Origin of the sequence: Flavobacterium cyclinae (assembly GCF_021172145.1) — a bacterium.
Lineage (GTDB): Bacteria > Bacteroidota > Bacteroidia > Flavobacteriales > Flavobacteriaceae > Flavobacterium > Flavobacterium cyclinae.
Genome location: NZ_CP089095.1, coordinates 1,836,203 through 1,861,778, shown reverse-complemented (window position 1 = coordinate 1,861,778; position 25,576 = coordinate 1,836,203). Strand labels below are relative to the sequence as shown.

The window sequence follows — 25,576 nt, the reverse complement described above, 5'->3', positions numbered from 1 at the left end:
TTTATTTCGGAATTGAAAATTTTACTTTAAACCCTTTATTAGGTTCTGTTTCAAAAGTAAGGTTTCCGTTGATAGAAAAAATGCGGTTTTCCACATTTTGTAAACCATTTTTTACTTGTAATTGATTTTCTACGCCTTTTCCATTATCCGAATAGGTAATTTCTATTGTTGTGGGAAGGTTTTTAAATGCTATTGCAACTAAAGTAGATTCGCTGTGTTTTTTCATGTTAACCATGAGTTCCTGCAATACGCGATATAAAGCAATTTTGACTTCTTCTTTTAATTGAATATCATGTAATGCTGCAGTATTTAATATCACATTTATTTTTTCTGAACTATAGGAATGAATCATGTGCTTCAATTGCTCTACATAAGCTTCTCCAGTATTGATTTGTTTGTTTTCATTGGAAATGTTGCGCGCACGTTGGTAAATAGTATCTAAATTTTCCAATAAAGTTTCTTTGTTTTGTTCGTTTTCTAAGTTTTGGGTTTCGGCAAAAGCTATAGTATTGTGTACATCATTAGCCAATTCGTCATGCAAGCGTTTGGCAATTTTAGTCTCTGTGGCATATTGAGTTTCTAAAATTTTACGTTTGTTTTTTTGAATGGTTAAACGATAAAGCAAAATGAAAATAGCGATACTTAATATCAGTAAGGCGATAAAAGCATACATTTTATATTGATAAGCAGTTTTCTCATTTTCAGCTTTTTCAGAATCATATTTGATTTTTGCAAATTGGTTTTTAGCTTGTTGTCTTGCCTTTTGTAAGCTATCATTAATATGAATATAAGTATGGTGATATTCGTTTTTTAGGTTGTTGTTTGTTGTAGTTGTAAATAAAAGGTTTAGAGCTTCTAATCGGTCATCGGGAATAAAAGCTTTGGTTGCTGCATGATAGGCTTTTTCAGCCCAAAGTTTAGCCGTTTTAACATCTTTATTTTGGTGATATTCTGCTAAGTGAACATACGATGAAACAATTTGCGAATTGTCGTTATTGGCTTCTCTAATTGCTTTAGCTTTTTGTAGATAAGATAGAGCAGATAAATCATTTAAATGAAACAATGCAATTCCTTTGTTATCTAAAACGCGAGCAAAATCTAATGGCGAATCTTGTAGTACTTTCTCATTTTCTACTTCAGATAAAAGGTAAATGGCTTTTTTATATTCTTTTTGCTTAATATAAGAATAGGCAATATTATTTTTTGCAATATAAACAGTAAGGGAATCATCTGTAATTTGCATTGATTTTTTAAACATCTTATGAGCTTCTTCATAATTTGCAAGATGCAAATAATTTAACCCTAAAGAAGTATATGCATTAGTTTGATAGGCAACAGGAATACTTTTGTTAAACAATTGAATTGCCTGTGTGGTAGTTGCTTCACTTCCAATGTAATCACATTCAATACTTTCAATGTGTGCCATTCTTAATAAGTTGTAAACCGCCCTTTTTGTATTATTTTCATTTTGATTGTATAGAAAAGATTGGTTGTAATGATAATATGCTTTTCTAAATTCTTTATTAGAGTAAAGTTGTTCGGCTTTTTCTAAACTACTATCTAATGGTGGGTTTTCTTCTTGATTTTTACAAGAAATTAGAGTACAAAAAAGAAAAAATAGTAGTTGTTTTTTTAGGTACATTTTTTTGTTTCTAAGGAAAGACTAAAGTAGTAATTTTTGATTTAATCTTGAATTTTTTGTTTTAGAATGTAGAATTTCTAAATGTTTTGTACTAATTGTAATTTATTAACGTTTTTAATAGTAACCAAATTTTAGTTATTATGAAAAACCTACATTATTTACTCTTGGTATTAATATCAATGAGTTACTTTTCTTGTAAAGAAAATGAAAAAGAAAGTAAACTTCAAACAACAAAGGAGCAATTAGTTCCACCCATTCCTGCTGCAGATATAATTGCAGATGAATTTCAAATTTTACCACAAAAAGACACTGTGATTTATCATAAATCAGGTTCAATAATCACGATTCCTAAAGAAGCTTTCTTAGATGAAAGTGGCAATGTAATTACAAGTCCGGTTGACTTAAAATTTAGAATGTTTTCTAATCCTTTGGAAATTTATTTAGCGGGAATTCCTATGAATTTCACCAATTCAAATGGGGAAGAATTGGTATTTGAATCAGCAGGAATGTTTGAAATTACTGCTACAAATAAGGGTAATTTAGTTCAGGTAAATCCAGAAAATAAAATAAAAGTTGCAGCTGTGAGTTTTACAAAAGATCCAAAATTTAATCGTTATGATTTAGATCCAAATACTAATTCTTGGCATGAATTAGGTAAAGATCAAATAATTTCAACATCAAAAACAGAAGAGATATCACAATTGCCAGAAGCACCAATTCCTCCTAAAGAAGCAGGAAAATTTGCTTTTCAAGTATTTGATGATTTAAATGAAAAAGATAAATTAGAAGAATATAAAGATGTATGGTTTGAGCCTGTTGATGGAAAAAAATGCGGATTTAATTTTACAAAAGATATTTTGGTTGAAGATTTAAAAAATGGCACATATAAAGTAACTTTTGTACCATGGGGAAAAATATCTGATACAACAAAATCATCATGTATTTGTTATTTGAGTTTTAAAGATAAAGTTCAATATTCTAAAGCCTTAACAAATTATCAAAAAAAATATGCTAAATTAATTTCAAAATTAGAGAAAGAACGAAAAAGAATTAATGATGTTTGGGAGATTTATGATAAAAAAGTCAAAGAATATAATTTCTTCATTGATAAAAATGAAATAGAAAAACTAACAGGTAATAATAAAATATTACGAACATTGGAAATTAATCAATTTGGTTTAGTAAACCTAGATTATCCTCATTCGTATCCAAAAGGAGCAAACATTGAAGTAGTTTATTTAGATGAAAATGGTAATAAACTTGACTTAAAACAAGTTGTATTAGTAGAAATTGGGAAGAATGCTTTGTATCGTTACACAAATTCAATTCATTTTAATCCTGAAAGTCAAAACATATTATGGGGATTAACTAAAACTAATAAATTAGCTTATTTTACAATTGAAGATTTTAAAGCATTAAAAGAGCTTTCAGGTAAAGTGAAATTAAAAATGAGAGTTCATCCAAAGGAATTAAAAACTTACGAAGACATAATGAATGTGTTATTTAAGAGTTAAGCATTCTTAGTTAGATTTTCCCCAAATACAATTTGTAATTTTGGGGAAAATTTAAGTTAAGCTAATAATTGTAATTGATAATCAAGCCATTCTTTTTTGTGTAAAAAGAAAATTCTTTGGTTCAAAAATTGAAAAGAATGAATCATTTTAAACAAAATTTGTAATTGATCATCTTTGTATTCTTTCCCCACAAAATAGCTTAAATATTCATTTGTAAAGGATTCGATTTCTTTCAATAATTCAGGATTTGATTCGTTTTGATAAACACTTAAATTTATAAGTTTATTGAGTTCCTCTTTTAATCTTTTTTCTAAAGGACGAAATGTTTCAAAATGTTCTCTTATTATTTCATAAGGTGTTTCTTTACTAATGAATTCTAATGCATTTGATATTTTGCTGTGTAATTCAAAATTTTCATCAAAATTTTTGTCAAAACTCAGATATTTTTTGGTAACTGACTCAAATTCAAGTTTTTTGTTTTTTTGAGAGGCTATTGTATGAAAATAATCATAAATATTTTGATCATGAAGTTTTAGTTTTTCTTGGAGTTTTTTTATTTCTTCTTCTATTTTTTGAATAGCCTTAGTAACTTCATTTTTACTATATTTTACTCCTTCATAATCAAAAGTATTAATATCGTAATTGCCTTCTTTAATGCCTTGAAGTATCATTATATCTTGTTGTGCATTTGCTAATTCTCTTGGAATATTAGCTACTTCATCGTTAAATAAATTATCAAATGAATCCGTTGATGTAGTAGTATTTACCATTGAAAAATTTGTTGGACTATGTTGGTTGTAGTATCCTTTAAAGACTTCATCAAAACTTTCTTTTATATAATCTGCTTCAAATTGTTCTTTAAATTTTTCAAAGTTTATAGTAATACTTTCTGATGTGTAATTTACATTACCAAATAATTTTTGAGTTAATTTTTCTTCCGTATCAATTGCATTAACAAATATGTTACTTGCTGGTTCAATATTTGGATTAGTTTTTACAATTCCAATTTTTTCTAGTGCTGCAATACGTTCATCCATTTCAGGATGCGATGCCCATTGGTTTTTAATTACCAGTTTTGAGGTATTGAAAAAGTTAGTATTTTCAGGTTTAACTTCTGGTAATTGATCTATAATTGAAATACCTTGTTTTTTAGCGTAAAAGTTCATAATGAAAGAGTGTTCTTTAAATATGTTTTCACTAATCCAACCCTCATTGTATTTACTTTCATAAAATTCTAAAACACTATTATAACTTTTATCGGCTAAATCCATACGTAATAATGAAGTTTTTAATGGCAAATAACCAGTTACATTTGCTGCAACTTCATCGGCATGAAATTCCATTTCTCTAGATAATGCCATGTAGTTTTTATTTACTATGCCATACATTTTTTGAAGTATCCACTGAATTCCTTGTATGATTTTTACTGCAGCTGCTACAAATATGGAAAAGTAACCACTTATATTGGCCCATTTTTGGATTAAATTTCCATAAGAATCATTGTCATACAGCATGTTGTAAATAATTTGATTTACATTGTAAACAAAACTGCCAACTTTCATTGTTCTTTGCGAAAAATGTCCAAATTCATGAGCTAAAATGGCTTTTAGTTCATCATGTGTTACACTATTTACTAATCCCATTCCTATATGTAAGTTCTTTTTTATAGGCAAGAACATACTCCAAAAATTAGAATCATAGAACACACTGGCATTTACTTCTGTAGAAAGAAATACTTTTTTTGGAAAATTGGTATTTGTTTCTGCAACAATTTCATCAATAAATGCAAATAATTTGGGTTCTTGAGAACGTTTTACTTCGGTAAATTTAGATAAATCTGTTTTGTTTCTTTTGAAAAGAAATTTGAATAAAAATATGATAATCATGACACCCAAGCTCGCTAAACCAATTCCTAATGCTAGAGTAATAAACATGGGTCTTGCTACAATTATTGTTATACCACCGGCAATACAAGCAATTGTGATTAAAAAACCTAATACTATTAATAGCAAATAAACTAATATAAAAAGTACAATTGCTATTATAGCTTTACTTGTTTGTTTTTTAAATTCAGGCGAAATTTGAATGTCCATAATTAAGAAAAATTGAATTACAAATATGGAATTTATTTGGGAAAATTATTGAATAGAAATAAAATTTCTTACAAAAATTTGTTTCCTAATGATACAAAGTAAATCCCATTCCTTTTGCTAAGGTATAATGCTTTTCTAATAATACTTCAACTATATCATGAACATCGTCATATTCATAACATAAAGCAAAGAATAAATTATCTATAATAGTGCTAAGTATTGGCGCTGTGTTACTATAACCAGATACGGAAATGGCACCTGTAACATCTAAAAAATACTGAGCAGTTTCGGTATCTAAGTTTAGTTGAAAGGTATTAGCAAAATGAATTCGTTTATTAATTAGTTTACCTTCAAAGAATTCGGCAATTTCTTCTAAACTATATAAATAATTGTCAATGATAATATTATTGTTACTTCCTTGAAATACAAAATATAAGATTTCATAATCTTTAAAGTATCGATCTTCATAAAGTAGTGTAGATAAACTTTCTTCTAATCCTTCAATACTATCACACGTTTGGTATATATTAGTTATGTTGTATTGAATGGCTAATTTTTCTAAAGAAGGTAAAATAGTACTGCTGTTAGTTTGAGAAATAACATCAGAAACGGTTTCTAAACAAAATAGTTTGGTGTTAGAATGCATATTTTTTACAGATATATTATATGTAAAATATTTACAAGATATTTAATAATAAGCAAGGTAATAGTTTTTCAATAATATTCAATCTATTTAATTTTTCTAATTCATCACTTTTACTTAATTTTTTGGATCTCAAAATCTAAATATTTCTATTATTTTATTATGTTTGGCAAATTGTTTAATAATTAGTGTAAATATTATCTTATGACTGAAGCACAAATTTTAGTTTGTCAAACATGTTTGAATCGTAAAAAAGGGGATTTTGAACCAGAAGCAATTTGTAATATTAGAGGCCATCGATTGGAACCAGATGAAACTTGTACCCATTATATGAATGATACTTCAGTAATTACAGATAAAGCCCAACAAAAAATAGCAATCAGACCAAATGCTCAACGAGCTAAAAATGCAATGATAATGATTATGATTGTTATGGTTTTAGATGTTATTTCTGGGTATTCTTCTTATTTACAATTGGGTTTATTAAATGATTTAAATGAAGGTTTTTATGTGCCTGAAGAAGTGTTAACAACAAATGATCTTAGAGAGCAGATTATCGGAATTATTTATTTGATTGCAATGATAATTAGTGCTGTATTTTTTATTCAATGGTTTAGAAGAGCCTATTATAATTTACAAGTTCGAACAGGGACTTGTGCTCATAGTGATGGTTGGGCTGCTGGAGGTTGGTTTGTTCCAATAATTTCATTATTTAGACCAGTACAAATAATGAATGAATTGGACAGTAAAACAAGTAAATTAATTGGCAAAGCAACTGGAAATGTAATTCCCACGAATGGTATTGTAATTGGTTTTTGGTGGACGCTTTGGATTATTTCTAATTATTTAGGAAATTATGTTTTTAAAATGGCTTTTAAAGAGGAAACGGTTGAGAATTATATTAATTTAACTACAGGAGAAATGGTAAATTCAATTTTAGGAATTCCGTTAGCTATTTTGGCATATTTCGTTATTAAGAATTATGCTCAAAAAGAAACTGAATTAGAACAAATTGAAGCTCGTTCTACTGTCACTGAATAAGATTTTTTTACATAAAAATTATAAGCCAATCTTTGTATTGGCTTTTTTTATACTTTATGGTATCTCAAAATTCTCCCCCAAGGTTTTTTATTACCTATTATTTGTCTAAAAGTAAGGTTAGTTGTACATTTGAGAAATGAAGCTACTTTATTTTCATATAAAGTTGGTTTGAAAACACAATTTCAATTTTTATCATTTAATATGAAAAACTCATTTCGTTTTGGATTTAGATTATTGGGAATTATTCTTGTTAGTCATTTATTATTATCTTGTCAGTTAGGCCGATTTGTATTTTATAATTTTGCGGATATTAAGGATCATAAAAAATTTAAATCTCGTCCACTTATTGCCCCAACACAATCAGATACTTTTTCAGTTGCTACAACTGGTAAATTTCCAAAAACTCTTAATGCTATACCGTTTGACCAATATCTTGAAGATAATAAAACAGTTGCTTTTTTAATCATAAAAAATGATACAATTCAATATGAAAAGTATTTTAAAGGTTATGAAGAAACTAGTATTGTTCCTTCGTTTTCAATGGCAAAATCAGTCGTGTCGATCTTAATTGGATGTGCCATTGATGATGGGTTGATTGATTCTGTTGATGAACCAATCATTAAGTATCTCCCCGAATTAAATAACAAAGGTTTTGAAAAAGTAAAAATAAAACATCTTTTACAGATGACTTCAGGAATAAAATTTAATGAGAGTTATTTTAATCCTTTTGGTGATGCCGCTTCTTTTTATTATGGATTAAATCTTAGAAAGTTAATAAGTAAAATGAAAATGCAATCTGAACCAGGTAAAAAGTTTGAGTACAGTAGTGGTGATTCACAACTTTTAGGTTTGATTTTAGAGCGTTCACTAAAAGGAACAACTGTTACTTCTTATTTACAAGAGAAATTATGGACACCTTTAGGAATGGAGTTTGATGCTTCTTGGAGTATTGATAGAAAAAATAATGGATTAGAAAAAACATTTTGTTGTATTAATGCAAGAGCTAGAGACTATGCTAAATTAGGGAAACTTTATAAAAACAAAGGAAAATGGAATGGTAAACAAATTGTATCAGAAAAATGGATTACACAATCTACCCAAAAAGATACAACTGAAGGAAGCGTAAGTTATTACCAATACCAATGGTGGTTACCAACACCAAACGAGGATTTTATGGCTCAAGGAATTTTAGGTCAATATATTTATGTTCATCCTACTAAAGACCTAATTATTGTAAGATTAGGTAAGAAAAATGGAAATGCAGATTGGTGGAGTATTTTTACTTCTCTAGCTAAATATTATTAATATTGAAGGTAATTTCCGTTTTTAAAATCTTATTGACTTTAATAGAATTATGTTCCTTTTTAAAATTTTAACTGGAAACTTAATTTATTCTTAATTCTCAAATTTAAATATCAAAATTTTAAGATATTTATTTATTTTTGTTAATAAATTCTTAAAATGAACGAAGTTGTAATTACTAATTTGAACAAAATTAGACCTAGGTTATTTTTTATTCCCCTAATAATGATACTATCTATCGTTCTATTTCTTTTGGTAAATGATGCTTTCAGTGTTCAAGGGTATGTGAATATTCAAAAGGATTGGTTTTATGCATTGAATCAATATTTTGGTCAGTATTCTAAAACAGCATTTAATTTTACCCAATTAGGAGATGCGTCTATATTTCTTTCGTTTATTATTCTATTGGTAATTTACGCACCTAAAGTGTGGGAATCATTAATTTCTGGACTTTTGGTTTCTGCTATCTTATGTAAATCTTTGAAAGATTTATTTATGGTTCCAAGGCCTGCAGAAATTTTAGATCAAGATAGCTTTACAATTATCGGTCGTACATTGCATGGTTTTAGTAGTTTGCCATCAGGACATACAATAACAATCTTTACCATTTTAATAATCGTTATGTTTGCCTTTATGCCAAAGAAAATCGGTTATAAATTAGGTTGGATTTTTCTTATGTTGTCTTTGGGATATCTTATTGGATTGTCTAGAGTAGCGGTAGGTGCTCATTTCCCACTTGATGTACTAATTGGAAGTATTGTTGGTTTTATATCGGCATTGCTTGGAATTTTTATTAGTAGAAGATATAAAATTTGGAACTGGATTTGTTTAAAGAAATTTGCTCCAGTATTTATTATTGCTATAGCAGCTTGTTGTGTTTCAATTTCGATAAAATTATATAATGAGAAAATTATAGTGTTTTATTTAGCATTAATTAGTTTATTTGTAGCTCTTTATAAATTCATTTATGTTTACATTAAAAAATAACTTCAAGATTCTACCTTTTGTTTTAATAATCAGTAGTCTTAACTTCTTATTTTTTCATATTCCTTTTTTTAATTTCGTATTTGAAAACATCAATTATAAGTCCATTAGCGGAGTTTTTGTAATCACGAGTTTAGTAATACTCATGATTGTATTAAACGCATTCGTGTTTTTTTTATTCTTGTTTTTATCGCAACGTGTTGGAAAGATTTTATTGGTATTGTTCTTTTTAATGAATGCTATTGCGGTTTATTTTGTAACTACTTATGGAATAATAGTAGATGAAAGTATGATAGGTAATGTGTTGAATACCAATTATGAAGAGTCAAGTAGCTATTTTTCATATAAGATGATATTATATCTTATTTTTTTAGGGGTTATACCTAGTTATTTTATTATAAAAAGTAAAATTGAACGTGTTTCTTTTAAACGTTTCTCGATATTATCATCTCTTACATTATTGTTTGCGCTTGTTCTAGTTTTTGTTAATGCAAGTAATTGGCTTTGGATTGATAAAAATTCAAAAAGATTAGGAGGTTTAGCTATGCCTTGGTCGTATGTAGTAAATACATCCCTTTTTTATATTCACCAACATAAAAAAAATGAAAAAGAAATTTTACTACCAGATGCAAAAATTAAGGATAATGAAAAAGCTGTAGTGATTTTAGTCATAGGTGAATCGGCTAGGAGACAAAATTTTTCGTTATACGGATATTCTAAAAATACGAATCCGATGTTGTCAAAAACTCAGAATTTATTCCACTTTAATGCTACTTCTAGTGCCACATATACAACAGCTGGAGTAAAGAGTATTTTAGATCACAAAGAAACAGATGATTTATATGAGATATTACCAAATTATTTATACCGTAATGATGTAGAGGTAATTTGGCGAACTTCAAACTGGGGAGAACCACCTGTTCACATTAAAAACTATCAAGATAGAGCTTATCTTCATACCAATTGTAAAGAAGATTACTGTAATTATGATGAGGTTCTTTTACACGGTTTAAAAGATCAAATTTTGGCAAGTAAAAAGAATAAAATTTTAATTGTTTTGCATACAAGTACAAGTCATGGACCAAGTTATAATAAAAAATATCCTCCACAATTTGAACAATTTAAGCCTGTTTGTGAAAGTGTAGAATTATCGAATTGCTCTCAAGCTGAACTTATAAATGCATATGACAATACCATTGTTTACACCGATTATATTTTACACAAGACTATTGAAGAATTAAAAGGACTTAATTCGTTTAAAAGCACTATGCTTTTTGTATCTGATCATGGAGAATCTCTAGGTGAAAAAAACTTATATATGCATGGTATTCCAATGAGTATTGCACCTAAAGAACAATATGAAATTCCTTTTATTGTTTGGATTTCTGATTCCAGTAACAAAAAAGTGAAGTCATTAAATAATTTATCTCAATACCACGTATTCCATAGTGTATTGAATTTTTTAAATATCGAAAGTCCTATTTATAATGAGGAAATGAATATTTTTCAGGAATAAGTAAAGTTGTAATAATAAAAAGCCCCAAAATATATAAATTTTGGAGCTTTTTTTATTTAGTAATTTACGTAATCGGTAATTTCTAAACCGTATCCTATCATCCCAACACGTTTGGTAGGAGCAGAGCTGTTAGATAACAATTGAATTTTTGAAATGTCTAAATCATGAAGAATTTGAGCACCAATACCAAAATCTTTTGTATCCATTTTGATTTGAGGAGCTCGCATTTCTCCTTGTGATTGTAATATCTTTAATTCGGCAATACGATCAAGTAATTCTAAAGATTTCACTTCTTGATTGATAAAGATAATAGCACCTTTTTCTACTTCATTTATTTTTCTAAAAATATCATCCAGTTTTTTATCTGTCGTATCTGTAAGGGTACCTAAAATATCATTATTTACTTGTGTGGTATTAATACGAGTTAATACAGGTTCACCAGAATTCCAAGTCCCTTTAGTTAAAGCAATATGAACTTGTTTGTTTGTGGTTTGTAAATAAGCACGCATTCTAAAAGTTCCAAAACGAGTTTGAATATCAAAATCTTCTTTCTTTTGTATTAAACTGTCGTGTTGCATACGATAAGCAACTAAAGCTTCAATAGAAACCAGTTTTAAATCAAACTTTTTCGCTACTTCAACTAATTGAGGTAAGCGTGCCATAGTACCATCTTCATTCATGATTTCAACGATAACACCAGCAGGTTTAAATCCGGCTAAACGTGCAAAGTCTATAGCAGCCTCAGTATGACCTGTTCTTCTTAAAACCCCACCTTGTTTTGCAATAAGAGGAAAAATATGTCCAGGGCGGGCTAAATCATAAGGTTTTGTTTCAGGATCTATTAATGCTTGAATGGTTTTAGCCCTATCAGAAGCAGAGATACCTGTTGAAACGCCATTTCCCTTTAAGTCTACTGAAACAGTGAATGCAGTTTCCATGTGATCAGTATTATTACGAACCATTGCATGTAAATCAAGTTCTTTACAACGAGATTCAGTCAAAGGAGCACAAATTAAACCTCTACCGTGAGTAGCCATGAAATTAATCATTTCGGGAGTTACTTTTTCGGCAGCGGCTAAAAAATCACCTTCATTTTCACGGTCTTCGTCATCTACAACTATGATTACTTTTCCTTGACGGATGTCTTCAATAGCTTCTTCAATAGTGTTGAGTTGTATGTTGTTTGACATGGTATTAGTTGTTGTCGTCGTTAGATTTATTTATTTTATTTATAAGATTTTTAAAAGGCTCAGTTAACCAATCAAAATTGATCATTAATCCAATATCATTTGTAGCTCTATAGGTAAGAATTATTGCAAAAGGTGTCATGATAAACGATGACATCCAAGCTCCTAAAAATGGTGGAATGGTATCTTCTTGCGCTAGTTTTCTACCAAAAGTATTGATAAAATGGAACGAAATGAAAATTAACATCGCAAAAACAATTGGAAGACCTAATCCTCCTTTTCTAATAATTGCTCCAAGTGGTGCTCCAATAAAAAACATCAATAAACAAGAAAATGCAATCACAAATTTTTCATGTATTGCCATCCAATGGTTGCTAATATTTTTAGATTTTGTCTCTAAATCTTGCTTATTGCTGTGAACAGAAAATTCGTTACTAGTTACAACACTTTTAGCTGTTTCTAATATTTGTTTAAGTTCGGTTTGACTAAATATCGATACAACATCTTCTGGAGCTTTTTTATTGGATTTATTTTGTACAGTAGTATTTGTATTGATTCTTCTTCTAAATATATTGTCATTTCGTGAAGCTAAATTCTCAGCATAGGAAACAACATCTTTTGAATAACTTTTTTGTAATGAATCTATAGTGTATTTCAATTCAGGAACTGTTAACATTTTTTCAGATGTAATATTACCATCGTCTATTTCTGCCTGATTTAATTTAGTTAAATCGATATTAATAACATACTTCTTAAAACTACTTTTGGCAAACGGAACTTTTTTACGATCTTCATAATTTTTAGGATGAATGTCTTCATAATAGTGTCCATCATATAATTCTAATTGTAAATAGTTAGAATCATCTTCACTTGTGAGTAATCCGCTTTTAGCTTTAATAATAGTATTGGCACCTAATCCCATGTTGTTATTTTTAACATGCATGGTAACTCCTTCTAAAATTTCACCATTATCCCCCGATTTCTTATCTACTTTTATATTTGAAGTTCCAATCATATTAAATTGTCCTTCGGTAATTGCCATCGCTGGTTTTTGTTGCACAATGTTTTTTCTAAGGTTGATAAAACGAAATTGTGCATCTGGAATTACATTATTAGCAAAAAAGAAAGATACAAATGCTAAAATTCCAATAGTGATAGTTAGCATTTTCATAGCGCGCTGTAATGAAATACCAGAGGATTTCATGGCTGCAAATTCATAGTTTTCGGCAAAACTACCAAAAGTCATGATTGAGGCTAAAAGTACCGATAAAGGTAACACCATAGGTACAATTGTAGGCGCATAAAAAGTTAGAAATTTCACTATCGTTAAAAAGTCTAAGTCTTTACCCGCTAATTCGGCAATAAAAAGCCAAATACCTTGTAAAACGAATATAAAAAACAAGATTACAAATACCGTAGTAAATGTAATCATGAAAGATTTAATGATGTATTTATCTAAGATTTTCACCTATTCGTAATTAGTCTAATTTATTGATGTAATAATTAGGATATTTTGATTTGGTAAAGGTAAAATGATTTTTTGATAATGGCTGATTTGTTTTAAAAGAATTAACAGTTAATGTAGTTTTTGTCCCGTTTTTACCCACTTCAATAATGGTGTAAATGTGTTTGGTTTGCACATCGATTCCAACCAAAATTTCTTTTCTTTGATCTTTACTACTAAAAGGGGTTAATTTTACATATTGAATTTTTCTTCCTTTTACATTTTGAAGAATATCCCATGAATATTTATAACCCGAATTAAAAAAGGTTAGCATTTTGTTAGGAGAAATAGCATTGTCATCTTTTTCATCAAAGTTTGCAATGGTAATTTCTTCATCTTCTGGAACAATAGTATACACTTTTTTACCATCAAAAATTTTAGTAACTCCCATGAAATTAAGGTTGTATAAATTGCCTTGAAGCATAACATTTCCTTTACTTTCTTGGTTGATATTTTCTTTTGGATTGTGTAATGAATATTTGAAGTCGATTACAATATTATTGTACGATTTTACTTTTGCTGAAACTTCATCTAGTAATTCTTTAGCTTTTTTGGCATCTTGAGCTTGTATGGAAAAACCAATGAAAAGAGCAATTGCAATTTGTAAAAAACGTGTCATTTTAAATTTATTTGTTTTGTTCATTATTAAAAAAGTGTTCCAATGCTACTAAATCAGGTATTAAAACGGAACGGGCTTTACTACCTTCAAACGGACCTACAATTCCAGCGGCTTCTAGTTGGTCAATTAAACGGCCGGCTCTATTGTACCCTAATTTCAGTTTACGTTGTATTAAAGAGGCACTTCCTTGTTGGGCTGTTACTATAACTTCTGCAGCTTCTCTAAACAAAGAATCTCTTTCTGATATATCAATATCAAGTTTTATGCCACTTTCTTCTCCAATATATTCTGGCAGTAAATAGGCTTCAGGATAGGCTTTTTGAGATCCAATGAAATCACAAATTTTATCAACTTCTGGTGTATCAACAAATGCACATTGAACACGAGTGATATCGTTTCCTTGAGTATATAATAAATCACCTCTTCCTATTAATTGATCAGCACCTTGACTATCTAAAATGGTTCTTGAATCAATCTTTGAAGTTACACGAAACGCAATTCGAGCAGGGAAATTAGCTTTAATGATACCTGTAATTACATTAACAGATGGACGTTGAGTGGCAATAATCAAGTGAATTCCAATAGCACGGGCTAACTGAGCTAAACGAGCGATTGGTGTTTCTACTTCTTTACCCGCTGTCATGATTAAATCGGCAAACTCGTCGACTACTAATACAATATAAGGTAAAAAGCGGTGACCATTTTCTGGATTTAGTTTACGGTTTTTGAATTTCTCGTTGTATTCTTTAATATTTCGAACCATGGCATCTTTTAATAAAGAATAGCGATTGTCCATTTCAATACATAACGAGTTTAAGGTATTGATTACTTTAGTGTTATCCGTAATAATAGCATCACCACCATCGGGAAGTTTTGCTAAATAATGACGTTCAATTTTATTGAATAAAGTTAACTCTACTTTCTTAGGGTCCACCAAAACGAATTTTACTTCAGCCGGATGTTTTTTATAAAGCAATGAAGTTAACACCGCATTCAATCCAACAGATTTTCCTTGACCAGTTGCACCCGCCATTAATAAGTGAGGCATTTTCGCCAAATCTACTACAAAAGTTTCATTGGAAATGGTTTTTCCTAAAGCGATTGGTAATTCCATTTCGGCTGTTTGGAATTTCGGTGAAGCAATTACACTCTTCATCGAAACCATGGTTGGATTGTTATTTGGTACTTCAATACCAATTGTTCCTTTACCTGGGATTGGCGCGATGATACGAATTCCTAATGCCGCTAAAGACAATGCAATATCGTCTTCTAAGTTTTTAATTTTGGAGATACGAATTCCCGCATCAGGTACAATTTCATAAAGTGTAACAGTAGGACCAACCGTAGCTTTAATTTGTGAAATTCCGATACTGTAATTTTTTAATGTATCAACAATTTTATTTTTGTTTTCTTCTAATTCGGCTTGATTGATGGTAATTCCACCTGAAGAATACTCTTTTAATAAATCGATAGGAGGGAACTGGTAATTCGAAAGTTCTAATGTTGGGTCAAATAGTCCAAAATCTTGTACCAATTTAGCAGCTAAGTTTTCTTCAACAACTTCTTCTTCCGCTACTTTTTCAATTACAAAAGCATCTTCGTTTACGAATTCTTCTTGTGGAATGCTTTTATCTTCGATAGAGAAATTATGTGCTTCGGTAGTTTCAACTTTTGGTTTTGGATCTAAAGTAAGTTCAGATGCCGAAGCAATTGTAGGTTTTAAAGCTTCTTTATTAACTTCAAATGAAGATGGATATGTTTTTAATTCAAAATTCCCCATTTCCTCCTCATCTTCAGTCAAGATAAAATCGTCTTTAGATTTAGAAGTAGGAGAAACTGGTAAAACGGTTTGGTCTTCCTCTTCAGTTGTTGGTTCTGAATTGTTTTCAGTTTCTGAAATAGCCACTGCTGATGTTGCTAAATCTTCATTCAATTCTTCTTGTGGTTTTTCAAAAACTTTTGTAAAACTTTCCGGTGATATCTTGATTTTAAAAACTAAGAACAAAACAATTCCAAATAACAGAACTAAAAGTGTTCCTGTTTTTCCAATATAATCTTGAATGTAAAGATTCATTTCAAATCCAATGGTTCCACCTAACTGAGGCATATATTCCCAGAAAAATCCAAATATGACAGAAATGAAAATTATCAAATAAAAATCCCAAAAAAAGCTTTTTTTAAGTTTCGAAAGGGACATGTCTAAAATTAAATATGCACCAATTAAAAATAGGACTCTAACAAAGATAAATGAAGCAACCCCAAAACTTTTATATAGAAAGAAATCGGCCAAATAAGCTCCAAACTTTCCCAACCAATTTTCAGCTTTAGCATTTCTATTTGCTAATTCACTTACGATGTTTTGATCGTTAATTCCAGTAACGAAATACGATATAAATGAAAGCAAAAGTGCTAAGGAAAAGAAAATCAATAAAATTCCGAAAACAAATTTCTGTTGACGACTTAAACGCCAAGAGAATTTTTCTTTGGTTTCAGTAGGATTATTAACGGAGTCTTTGCTAGTTTTTTTGGCCATGTAAACGCGACAATTTTTACAAAAGTAGCGAATTTAAAATAAATATGGAAAATAAATAATACAGCCTATAGCAATAGCAGTTAAGGCAGCAAAAAACACAGCTCCAGCAGCTATATCTTTGATAAAACCGATGCGCTCATGAAAATCAGGATGAACAAAATCAGCTATTTTTTCAACAGCTGTATTGAGGCCTTCTATTCCAAGCACTAAACCAAAAACTAAGATTTGCATCATCCATTCAAAACGGTTGATGCCAAAATAAAAACCAGCAATTGTCATAAGTACAGCTAATGAAGATTGTACCATAACGCTATGCTCTGTTGTAATTAATTTAATTGCACCTTTAAGTGCAAATCCAATACTTTTTAATCGGCCTGTAAAAAGGGTTTCGTCTTTTTCGAATTTCATTTAAATGCTATTTATTTTTTTGATTCTCAAGTGTAATCAAATCAAAATGAATTTGCCATTCAGAACTCGTTTCAGAATCAATTTTTAAAACTGAAACGAATTCAAAATGACTTTTGTTTTATTATAATACTGCTAAAGCGGCTTCGTAATTAGGCTCGTCAGCGATTTCGTTTACTTGTTCAGTATGTAAAATAGTTCCGTTTTCGTCTAAAACGATTACCACACGCGAATGTAAACCAGCTAAAGGTCCGTTTGTAATTTCTAAACCATAGTTTTTACCGAAACTTCCGTCTTTAAAATCAGAAAGGTTGATTACATTTTCTAATCCTTCAGCACCACAAAAACGTTTTTGAGCAAAAGGTAAATCTCTAGAAATGCATAACACTTTCGTATTTGCTAAAGTACTTGCTTTTTCATTGAATTTTCTAACCGATGCAGCACAAGTCCCAGTATCTACACTTGGAAAAATGTTTAATACTACTTTTGAACCTGCAAAATCAGCCAATGAAGCAGTTCCTAAATCGGTTTTAACTAATTTGAAATCAGTAGCTTTTGAACCTACTGTTGGCAATTCGCCATTTGTGTGAACAGGATTTCCTCCTAGTGTAATTGATGCCATACCTAATTTTTTTTTTTGGATTACAAAAATAGGAATAATTGCTTAAAGTTTTGCTAACCTTTACTTAAGATTGTTTTACTAACCAATTTTTAAAATCATAAAAGTTTTGTGGTGCTACACCATGACCTACTGGATATTCATGATAAACCACTTCTAAACCTAAGTTTTCTAAAGCTGGTTTGGCTTTTCTAGCCCATTCCACCGGTATTACTTGATCAACCGAACCATGCGAAACAAAGAATTTTAAATGTGAAACGGCATTTTTGTCTATAACCTCGGGCATGATTTCTTGATTAAAATATCCGCTTAATGCAACCACTTTTGAAATTTTATCAGGAAAGGTTAGGGCAGTAGCATAACTTAAAATAGCGCCTTGACTAAATCCAATTAAGTTAACATTTTTAGTATCGATAGGATATTGTTTTACTACTTCATCAATAAAATCTGAAATTAATTCTACTGACTGTTTAGCTTGTACATTATCTGAAAACTTATTTTCATCCGCATCAAAATGAATCGCATACCAAGCATGCCCGTAAGGTTGTAAATCATAAGGAGCACGCACCGAAATCACATAATGATCTTGTGGTAATTCAGAAGCGAAAGAAAATAAATCTTCTTCATTACTGCCATAACCATGAAGTAATATAAGCAACGGATTTTTATCGTGCTTAATTTTAGGTTCTTGGATTAAATAGTATAAATTCATTATTAATAAAGATTTTGATGTTTGGAAGTTTAAAAAAGTTTAGAAACTTTTAAATAATTTTTGATACAATTCTCCTAAAAAAGGAACAGGTTTTTGTTCTCCATTTAAGGCATTCATAAAACCAAACAACCATAAAATAAATATAAAAGTCCAATAAGACGCCGTTATCATCCAACTATCAAAATAACCAATTGGATAACCTAATAGAAAAAAAGTCACGAAAATTCCTAAAGCTTGACGAATATGAAAACTAGCAAAAGAATTTTTAGTTTCGTTATTCATAAAAATAGCTATTACGGAACCAATTATAGTTAAATAACTTACAATTGCGGTTTGTTTTCCTTGTTCAATTTCGTTCATTTTGAATAATTTATGAGTTTAAAATCAGTTGTCCATTATTGTAAATTCCGATCGCTTTCCCTTTCATTTTTTGTCCTAAGAAAGCTGAATTTTTTGATTTGGATAAGATGTTTTCTTTGCCAAATGTCCAATTATCTTCAGTAGTGAAAAGTGAAATATCAGCTTTTTTTCCAATTGCTAATGATGGATTTTCTACATTGAAAACCAGTTTATTAGCGTTTAATTTTTCAACTACAACTTCAAGTGGTAAAATAGTTAGTAAAGCACCAAAAGCACTTTCTAAACCAATAGTTCCATCTTTCGCTAAATCAAATTCTAATTTCTTATGTTCAATATCTAGTGGATTGTGATCAGAAGTTATACAATCAATTGTTCCATCTAAAACAGCTTCTACTAAAGCTTTTCTGGTTGCTTCTTCGCGTAATGGAGGTAATACTCTGTATCTGGTGTCAAATCCCATTAACATTTCGTCATTTAAGACTAAATTATGAACAGCAACACTACAGGTTACTTGTAATCCTTTTGCTTTAGCTTCTTTGATTAATTTGATGCTTCCTTGAGTTGAAATGGTTGGGATGTGTAATTTTCCGCCTGTGTATTCTAATAAAAATAAGTTACGTGCTACTTGCAATTCTTCTGCTAAAGCAGGGATTCCTTTCATACCTAGTTTTGTACTAATCACACCTTCATTTGCAATTCCAACTCCTTTTAACGTACTATCTTGACAAAAAGCAATCAACATACCGTCGAAATCTTGTACGTATTGCAAGGCAATTTTTTGAAGATTGGCATTTTGTAACGCTTTTTTGTAATCACCAAACGCTATGGCTCCAGCGTTTTTCATGTCGAATAATTCCGCTAAATCCGTTCCTTCGCTACCTTTGGTTAAAGCTCCGATTGGATATAAAGTTGTGGCTTGGTTTTTAGCTCTGTCCAAAACAAATCCCACTTGCGCTTGATTATCGATAGTTGGGTTTGAATTCGGTTGTAAAGCTACTGCTGTAAACCCGCTTTTAGCAGCAACTTTTAATCCGTTTTCAATAGTTTCGCGGTCTTCGTACCCTGGTTCTCCGAAAGAAACTGAGCTGTCCATCCAACCTTTTGAAACGTGTAAATTCGGGATATTTACAACTTCAAAACCCGAAGTAGCTGTGATTTCTTTTTCTATTTGTGTTATCGTTCCGTTTTCAATTTTAATATCCATCACTTGGTTGTGAAACGGACTTGAAGCGTCGATGATTTTGGCTTGTTTTAGAATAACTTGCGTCATTTTACAAATTTTTGGATTAGTAGTTCTGTTATTAAAAATAGTAGTGTTGCGATGATAAACCATTTCCAAACTTCATTGCTAGTTCGTTCAGACGCAATGTCATTTAAAACAGTATTTATATTGTTAACTTTTTTGAATTTTTCAAATGTTGAAGAGGAAAGTTTTGATAAGTCACTTTCCGTTCTTGGATAGTTAAAACTGATTTTTTTAAGTGAATTATTGCCTTTTAAAACTTCAAAATTTCCAGCTTCTTCAGGATAATCACCAAATGAAAGTTTGCATTTGGTATTCAAAATTTGTTGCATTGGAATAAAGCTGTAGCCTTCTTTTTGAACTGTTACCACTTCATCTTTTGCTAAAATCGTTTCTAGAATTAGGTTTTCATTTTCTCCAATTGTATAAGCGTTAATTCCCGTTTTTCCTTGATTTTGTCCCATGTTGTAAAAGGTTGGGACAATTAAAGGTGCGTTTTGGAAGTTACTATTCTGTTTGTTAATCGGAGCTGAAAAAGCGTAAAACGTTCCCAATCGATTGGTAGTCGAACCTACGAAAACTGAATTATCTTCGTATTGTAAAATGTTCGTAATTCCTGATAAAGTGAAGCTTTCTTTCACATTTGGATATTGAAAATTAGTCACTTTCTTCTCAAAAACCGTTTGGTATAAAGGATGATTAAAGTTGATTTTCGTGATTTGTTTTCCAGAAGTTGAAAGTTGGGAATAGCTCATTCCACCGAAGTTTTTAACGAAAGCGTTTAATAGACTAGGCGTATTTTTCGCATTCGGAATCAAAACAATATTGCCCCCTTTTTCATAAAACGATTTTAGTGTTGTTCCTAAAGCAACTGGTAAATCTTCCAATTCATTTAACACAATCGCATCTTGATTTTCGATTTGATTATAATCTAAAGTAGCCAATTCCGTGCTTTGAAAATTAAACTCATCAGCTGTAAAAATACGACTTAAGAAATTGTTTTTATCTGAATTTCCGATGGCGATTACATTTGCTTTTTCTGGTTTTGAAATGCTTAAATAGTAATCGTTGTCATAGCTTAAGCTATTATCTTCGATACTAATATTTCCGTGAAAATCGTTTTTTGGAATGGTGATTGCAATTTCTGTTTTTTGATTTTCAAATTTTGCGATGGTTTTTGCAATCGCTTTATTGTTACTGAAAACAGAAAGTGGCACTTCATTTTCGTTTTCTCCAAAAGCTTGAAGCGTGATTTTTAATTCGTAAAACTGATCCAAAACTTGTGAAATCACGACTTTATCAATGCTGATATTGGTTTTGTTTTGCGCTTCGGGTTGTATGAAATATACGATATTATTTTCTGCTAAATCCAAGGCTTTTTTGCTTTCGGATTGTATCGCATCGGTAATGATAACGTAATCTTTTTTAGTGTTTTTCTTTTTGGTTTCGACTTGATTAATCAAATAATCAAATTGAAACGGCATCGCAGAATACTTCAAATTCTGCAATTCTTTTTGAATCGATTTGATATCAGTGTCCCAAAACACTTCGGAATTCGTAAGTAATGAGAATTGTTGGTTTTCGGGTAATTCTTCTAATAAATCTTGAATGCTACGTTTGAGTAATTCGCCTTTTGCACCTTTGGCCTGCATCGAAAACGAGTTGTCTAATAAAATGATGAGTTCGTTTCCTTTATTTGTGGTGTCTTTGGCGTTGAAAAAAGGCTGTGCAAAAGCTAAAATCAAACAAGTTAATAACAATAAACGTGTCGCCAACAACAACCATTTCTTGATTTTAGAACTTTTTCGGGTTTGAATTTGAAGTTCTTTAAGCAGTTTTACGTTAGTAAAATATTCTTTTTTAAAACGACGTAATTGAAATAAATGCACCAAAATTGGTATAACCAACAGAAAAAGGAAGTAGAGAATTTCTGGATGTTTGAACTGCATTTATTATTAGAATTTGTCAAAAGTACGAAATTCCATTTAGATTACTATAGATATTGGAGTCATTTTTTTGGAACGCGGATTACACGGATTGGAGAAATTTTTAAGGATTTTTTACTGAAATAGTTTAAAAAATCTAATTTCACAATCGTCACTTCGAGTGTTTTGCATTTGTAAATCCAAAGATTTACAAATGCAAAATGTATCGAGAACTAATGAAAAGTAATCGTTTCTACAGTTCTCGATACAATTTTTAAAAGAAAAAATTAGCATTTTTCCTTTTAAAAATCACTCGAAGTGACGGTGGTGTTATATCGTTTCTATAGTTTTCGACACAATTTAAAATTTCAAAAACTAGGGTTTTTAAAATATAAAATCACTCGAAGTGACGGAAGTAGAATTTTGAGTTCTTAAGACTATCTCTTCTTTTTCTTCTCCGCGCGTTTTCTTTCCACAGCACGGTTTCTGGATTCTGTTTTTCTTGGAGTACGTTTTCCTGGACCGCCTAGGTTGACTTTTTTGTTTTTGTCTTTCTTTTCATGGAATGCTTGACCACCCTCTCTTTTAGGGGTTTTTAGTAAGAACTTCATTTTTTTCTTTTCCTTTTCGAAGTCTAAATAGCGTTCTTCTATTTTTAAATCTTCTGGTATTGGAAGTTCTTTGATTTCGGTATTCATTAATAATTCTACCTCAATTTTTGGTTCTACTTCGCTTGGTGAAATCAAACTTATAGCAACACCTGTTTTATCAGCACGACCGGTTCTACCGATACGGTGCATGTATTTTTCAGGTTCTTCGGTAAATTGTAAGTTGATAACGTGCGTAATATCAGAAATATCCAAACCACGTGCCATGATATCGGTTGTAACCAAACCTCTTAATTCGCCCGCCTGAAATGCAGCCATCGTATTCAAACGATAATTTTGTGATTTATTAGAGTGAATTACTCCAAATTGCTCTGGAAATTCGCTTTCTAAGGTTTCGGAAACTAATTCTACGATACGTTTGTTGTTCACGAAAATCAACACACGATCCATTCCTTCCGTTTCGTGAATTAAATGTTTTATTAGATTTAATTTCGTTAAGAAATTCGGAACTTGATATACTATTTGCTCGATTTGCTCTAAAGGTGTTCCGCTTGGTGCTAAGGAAACTTCTTCAGGAAAATCAAAATATTCATCTAACATTTCATCAACTTCTTCGGTCATGGTTGCCGAGAATAAGATATTTTGTTTTTTACCACGCATCATGGTTAATATTGAAGTCAATTGCGCACGGAACCCTAAGTTTAAGATTTCGTCAAATTCGTCAATGACTAATTTTTGAAGCGAATCAAAACGTAAAACACCGTCAAGTGCTAAATCCATAACACGTCCAGGCGTCCCTACTAAAATATCAACTCCTTCTGCTAGTGCTTTTCTTTGTGTATTTATGTTAACGCCACCATATATACCAAGCGTTCGTACACTCATGTATTTGGTTAGTTTTTCAACTTCTTCTGCTACTTGTACTACTAATTCACGTGTGGGAACTAAAATAACTACTCTTGGTGATTCGTTATTTTGAAATTTCCATTGTTTTAGGATAGGTAATAAGTAGGCGAAGGTTTTACCGGTTCCGGTTTGTGCAATTCCCATTACGTCTCTTCCTGATAGAATTACAGAATGCGATTTTTCTTGAATAGGTGTAGCGTGCACAAAACCTAATTCGTCTAATGCTTTTTGTAATGATTTTGGTAAATCGAATTCTAAGAAAGTTTTCATATGCGTAAATAAAATTATTTGCAAAGGTACGCAAAGTTTTTATATTGATTTTTTAATGAATTTCGTTGTATTATTTAAAAATTACTTACTTTACGCTAAATTTAAAATTGCTCGTTTTTTAATGAAATTTAAGTTAATAGTTTTTGTTTTAATTATTTGTTTGAATAGTAAGTGTTTGCATGCACAAACTAAAGAATCAGATAGTACAACAACTATTTATTATGATATTCATGAGTTATCTAAAAAAAGTAAATTTAACAAGTTTATTTACAAATTATTATTTCGTTCATCTGCCTTAAAGGTTGAAAATTTTATTCCTGAGACAAAACCTAAAGTTGCGCCTCATATTACCAACAAAACCAATGGAAAAGTTATTCGGAATATCTATATAGAAACTTTAGATCCTTTCGGTTATTCAGTTACTAATGAGACAAAAAAACCAAAAAATTCCATTGAAAAATTTGGTAATTTTACTCATATCAAAACCAAAAATCATACCATACGAAATCTGTTGCTTTTTAAGAAAAACAGTAAATGTGATTCGTTATTACTAAAAGAATCTGAACGTTTAATTCGTAGCCAACGTTTTGTTCGTGAAGTTATTATTACTCCAGTTGCAATTGAAAATAGTAATGATTCTATAGATGTTAAAGTTCGCGTATTGGATTCTTGGACGTTAATACCTACTGGTAGTTTGTCTTCTTCTGAAAGCAGTATAAAATTAACAGAGCGTAATATTTTAGGATTTGGACATTTGATAAGTGGTAATATAAAAAATCGTTTTGAAACTAAGGAAAGAGCAACTTATGCGCAATACTCCATAAATAACATAAAAAATACGTACATTCGATTGGATCTTAATTATGCGAATGATTATAACAATGATAGCAGACGAAGTATTAATTTAAACAGACCATTCTATTCTGTAATTACAAAGAATGCGGGTGGATTTTATTTTGAAAACCGATTGCAAACTGAACTTTTTCCAGTATTGGATATTTTTTCATTAGAAAAATATTCTTTTGATTTTCAAGAATATTGGTATGGAAGAGCTTTTAAAATTAATTCAAAGTCAAATCCAGAGCGTCATTATACCAATTTAATTTTAGCATTAACATACAATCAAAAAAAGTTTCAAAAATTACCAGGTCCAATTTCAGATCCTTCGTTTTATTTTTCAAATGAAAAAAATTGGATTGGGATGATTGGTATTTCTAAACAAAAGTTCTATCAAGATACCTTTGTTTTCAATTACAATATTACTGAAGATATTCCGTATGGAAAAAATATCGCTTTTATCATTGGACATCAGGAAAAGAATAGTACAACCCGAATGTATTCAGGTTTAAGTTTTTCTTATGGTAAAAAATGCTCATTTGGATATGCAAGTGGTTTTGCCGAGTGGGGTAGTTTTTACAATAGTGGATTTACGGAGCAAACAACTTTTAAAGCAGGAGTTAATTATTTTAGCCCTTTACTAAATTGGGGTAAATGGCGATTTAGACAGTTTATAAAACCTACTTATACTTGGGGAAATAATCGTGATGCCTCTTTTAAAGATAGATTAAATTTACTAAGTGGAGATGGTTTAGAAGGTTTTGACAATCGATTAAGTGGTACTCAAAAATGGACACTTTCATTTCAAACACAATCTTACATACCTGGAAGTTGGTATGGATTCCGATTTAGTCCTTATTTTAATATGACTTTAGGTTCTTTAGCTAATGAAAAAGCTTTGTTTTTAAGTAAAGTGTATTCGAAATTTAGTATTGGTGCCTTAATTAATAATGACTTTTTGGTATTTAATAGTTTCCAAATTTCTTTTTCATATTATCCAACTATTCCTTTTGAAGGTGATAACATAAATAAATTTAATTCATTTGAAAATACGAATTTATCCCTATATGATTTCCAATTGTCTAAGCCAGGATATATTCGTTATGAATAGTT

General features: G+C 30.2%; 20 protein-coding genes. 6 read left to right on the top strand and 14 right to left on the bottom strand.

The genetic code is table 11. From position 1 onward, the window contains the following. Position 1 precedes the first annotated feature (1 nt). Entirely contained in the window at positions 2 to 1,642 is a 1,641-nt protein-coding gene (locus LOS86_RS08690) for a tetratricopeptide repeat-containing sensor histidine kinase (RefSeq protein WP_231841715.1), read from the bottom strand. A gap of 140 nt (positions 1,643 to 1,782) precedes the next feature. On the opposite strand from LOS86_RS08690, the gene LOS86_RS08685 reads away from it, so the two are divergent. Next, positions 1,783 to 3,156 carry a hypothetical protein gene (locus tag LOS86_RS08685; RefSeq protein ID WP_231841714.1) on the top strand — a complete coding sequence of 458 codons (1,374 nt, stop codon included), beginning with the start codon at positions 1,783 to 1,785 and terminating at the stop codon, positions 3,154 to 3,156. Positions 3,157 to 3,212: 56 nt separating this feature from the next. Here LOS86_RS08685 and LOS86_RS08680 read toward each other — a convergent pair whose 3' ends face one another. Both LOS86_RS08680 and LOS86_RS08675 read right to left on the bottom strand, forming a co-directional pair. Further along, on the bottom strand, positions 3,213 to 5,249 hold the full coding sequence (locus tag LOS86_RS08680; protein WP_231841713.1) for a M48 family metalloprotease: 2,037 nt from the start codon (positions 5,247 to 5,249) through the stop codon (positions 3,213 to 3,215). A gap of 85 nt (positions 5,250 to 5,334) precedes the next feature. Beyond that, the gene (locus LOS86_RS08675) at positions 5,335 to 5,895 is read right to left on the bottom strand and encodes a DUF6642 family protein (RefSeq protein WP_231841712.1); all 561 of its coding nucleotides are present in this window, start codon (positions 5,893 to 5,895) and stop codon (positions 5,335 to 5,337) included. Positions 5,896 to 6,096: 201 nt separating this feature from the next. Between LOS86_RS08675 and LOS86_RS08670 the strand changes: the two genes are divergently transcribed. From LOS86_RS08670 to eptA, 4 genes are all read left to right on the top strand, one after another. Further along, on the top strand, positions 6,097 to 6,933 hold the full coding sequence (locus LOS86_RS08670; RefSeq protein WP_231841711.1) for a DUF4328 domain-containing protein: 837 nt from the start codon (positions 6,097 to 6,099) through the stop codon (positions 6,931 to 6,933). A gap of 201 nt (positions 6,934 to 7,134) precedes the next feature. Then, entirely contained in the window at positions 7,135 to 8,238 is a 1,104-nt protein-coding gene (locus LOS86_RS08665; RefSeq protein WP_231841710.1) for a serine hydrolase domain-containing protein, read from the top strand. 222 nt (positions 8,239 to 8,460) lie between these two features. Continuing rightward, the gene (locus LOS86_RS08660; protein WP_231841709.1) at positions 8,461 to 9,222 is read left to right on the top strand and encodes a phosphatase PAP2 family protein; all 762 of its coding nucleotides are present in this window, start codon (positions 8,461 to 8,463) and stop codon (positions 9,220 to 9,222) included. Beyond that, entirely contained in the window at positions 9,203 to 10,735 is a 1,533-nt protein-coding gene (eptA, locus tag LOS86_RS08655; RefSeq protein ID WP_231841708.1) for a phosphoethanolamine--lipid A transferase EptA, read from the top strand. Before LOS86_RS08660 ends, eptA begins: the two co-directional genes overlap by 20 nt. Positions 10,736 to 10,791: 56 nt before the next feature. Here eptA and ribB read toward each other — a convergent pair whose 3' ends face one another. The 11 genes from ribB to LOS86_RS08600 all read right to left on the bottom strand — a co-directional run bounded on the left by ribB (position 10,792) and on the right by LOS86_RS08600 (position 23,626). Continuing rightward, a complete protein-coding gene (ribB, locus tag LOS86_RS08650) occupies positions 10,792 to 11,925 on the bottom strand; it encodes a 3,4-dihydroxy-2-butanone-4-phosphate synthase (protein WP_231841707.1) in 1,134 nt (377 codons plus the stop codon). A 4-nt stretch (positions 11,926 to 11,929) separates the two neighbouring features. Then, entirely contained in the window at positions 11,930 to 13,390 is a 1,461-nt protein-coding gene (locus tag LOS86_RS08645; RefSeq protein ID WP_231841706.1) for an LptF/LptG family permease, read from the bottom strand. A 10-nt stretch (positions 13,391 to 13,400) separates the two neighbouring features. After that, positions 13,401 to 14,045, bottom strand: coding sequence for an outer membrane lipoprotein periplasmic chaperone LolA1 (lolA1, locus tag LOS86_RS08640; RefSeq protein ID WP_231841705.1), 645 nt, complete (start codon positions 14,043 to 14,045; stop codon positions 13,401 to 13,403). Between the two features lie 7 nt (positions 14,046 to 14,052). Beyond that, on the bottom strand, positions 14,053 to 16,578 hold the full coding sequence (locus tag LOS86_RS08635; RefSeq protein ID WP_231841704.1) for a DNA translocase FtsK: 2,526 nt from the start codon (positions 16,576 to 16,578) through the stop codon (positions 14,053 to 14,055). Positions 16,579 to 16,611: 33 nt separating this feature from the next. Beyond that, positions 16,612 to 16,986, bottom strand: coding sequence for a diacylglycerol kinase (locus tag LOS86_RS08630; protein ID WP_231841703.1), 375 nt, complete (start codon positions 16,984 to 16,986; stop codon positions 16,612 to 16,614). A gap of 121 nt (positions 16,987 to 17,107) precedes the next feature. Continuing rightward, entirely contained in the window at positions 17,108 to 17,605 is a 498-nt protein-coding gene (tpx, locus tag LOS86_RS08625) for a thiol peroxidase (RefSeq protein WP_231841702.1), read from the bottom strand. A gap of 64 nt (positions 17,606 to 17,669) precedes the next feature. Beyond that, complete coding sequence (locus LOS86_RS08620) at positions 17,670 to 18,314, bottom strand: alpha/beta hydrolase (RefSeq protein ID WP_231841701.1); 645 nt, start codon at positions 18,312 to 18,314, stop codon at positions 17,670 to 17,672. A gap of 39 nt (positions 18,315 to 18,353) precedes the next feature. Further along, the gene (locus LOS86_RS08615; RefSeq protein ID WP_231841700.1) at positions 18,354 to 18,674 is read right to left on the bottom strand and encodes a DUF4870 domain-containing protein; all 321 of its coding nucleotides are present in this window, start codon (positions 18,672 to 18,674) and stop codon (positions 18,354 to 18,356) included. A 10-nt stretch (positions 18,675 to 18,684) separates the two neighbouring features. Further along, positions 18,685 to 19,944 (bottom strand): dihydroorotase, encoded by a 1,260-nt coding sequence (locus LOS86_RS08610; RefSeq protein WP_231841699.1) that lies wholly within the window; start codon positions 19,942 to 19,944, stop codon positions 18,685 to 18,687. After that, positions 19,941 to 21,866, bottom strand: coding sequence for a vWA domain-containing protein (locus tag LOS86_RS08605; RefSeq protein ID WP_231841698.1), 1,926 nt, complete (start codon positions 21,864 to 21,866; stop codon positions 19,941 to 19,943). Before LOS86_RS08605 ends, LOS86_RS08610 begins: the two co-directional genes overlap by 4 nt. Before the next feature lie 413 nt (positions 21,867 to 22,279). After that, positions 22,280 to 23,626 (bottom strand): DEAD/DEAH box helicase, encoded by a 1,347-nt coding sequence (locus LOS86_RS08600; protein ID WP_231841697.1) that lies wholly within the window; start codon positions 23,624 to 23,626, stop codon positions 22,280 to 22,282. A gap of 121 nt (positions 23,627 to 23,747) precedes the next feature. Here LOS86_RS08600 and LOS86_RS08595 point away from each other — a divergent pair, with 121 nt between their 5' ends. Further along, complete coding sequence (locus LOS86_RS08595) at positions 23,748 to 25,574, top strand: BamA/TamA family outer membrane protein (RefSeq protein ID WP_231841696.1); 1,827 nt, start codon at positions 23,748 to 23,750, stop codon at positions 25,572 to 25,574. The last annotated feature ends 2 nt before the right edge of the window (positions 25,575 to 25,576 follow it).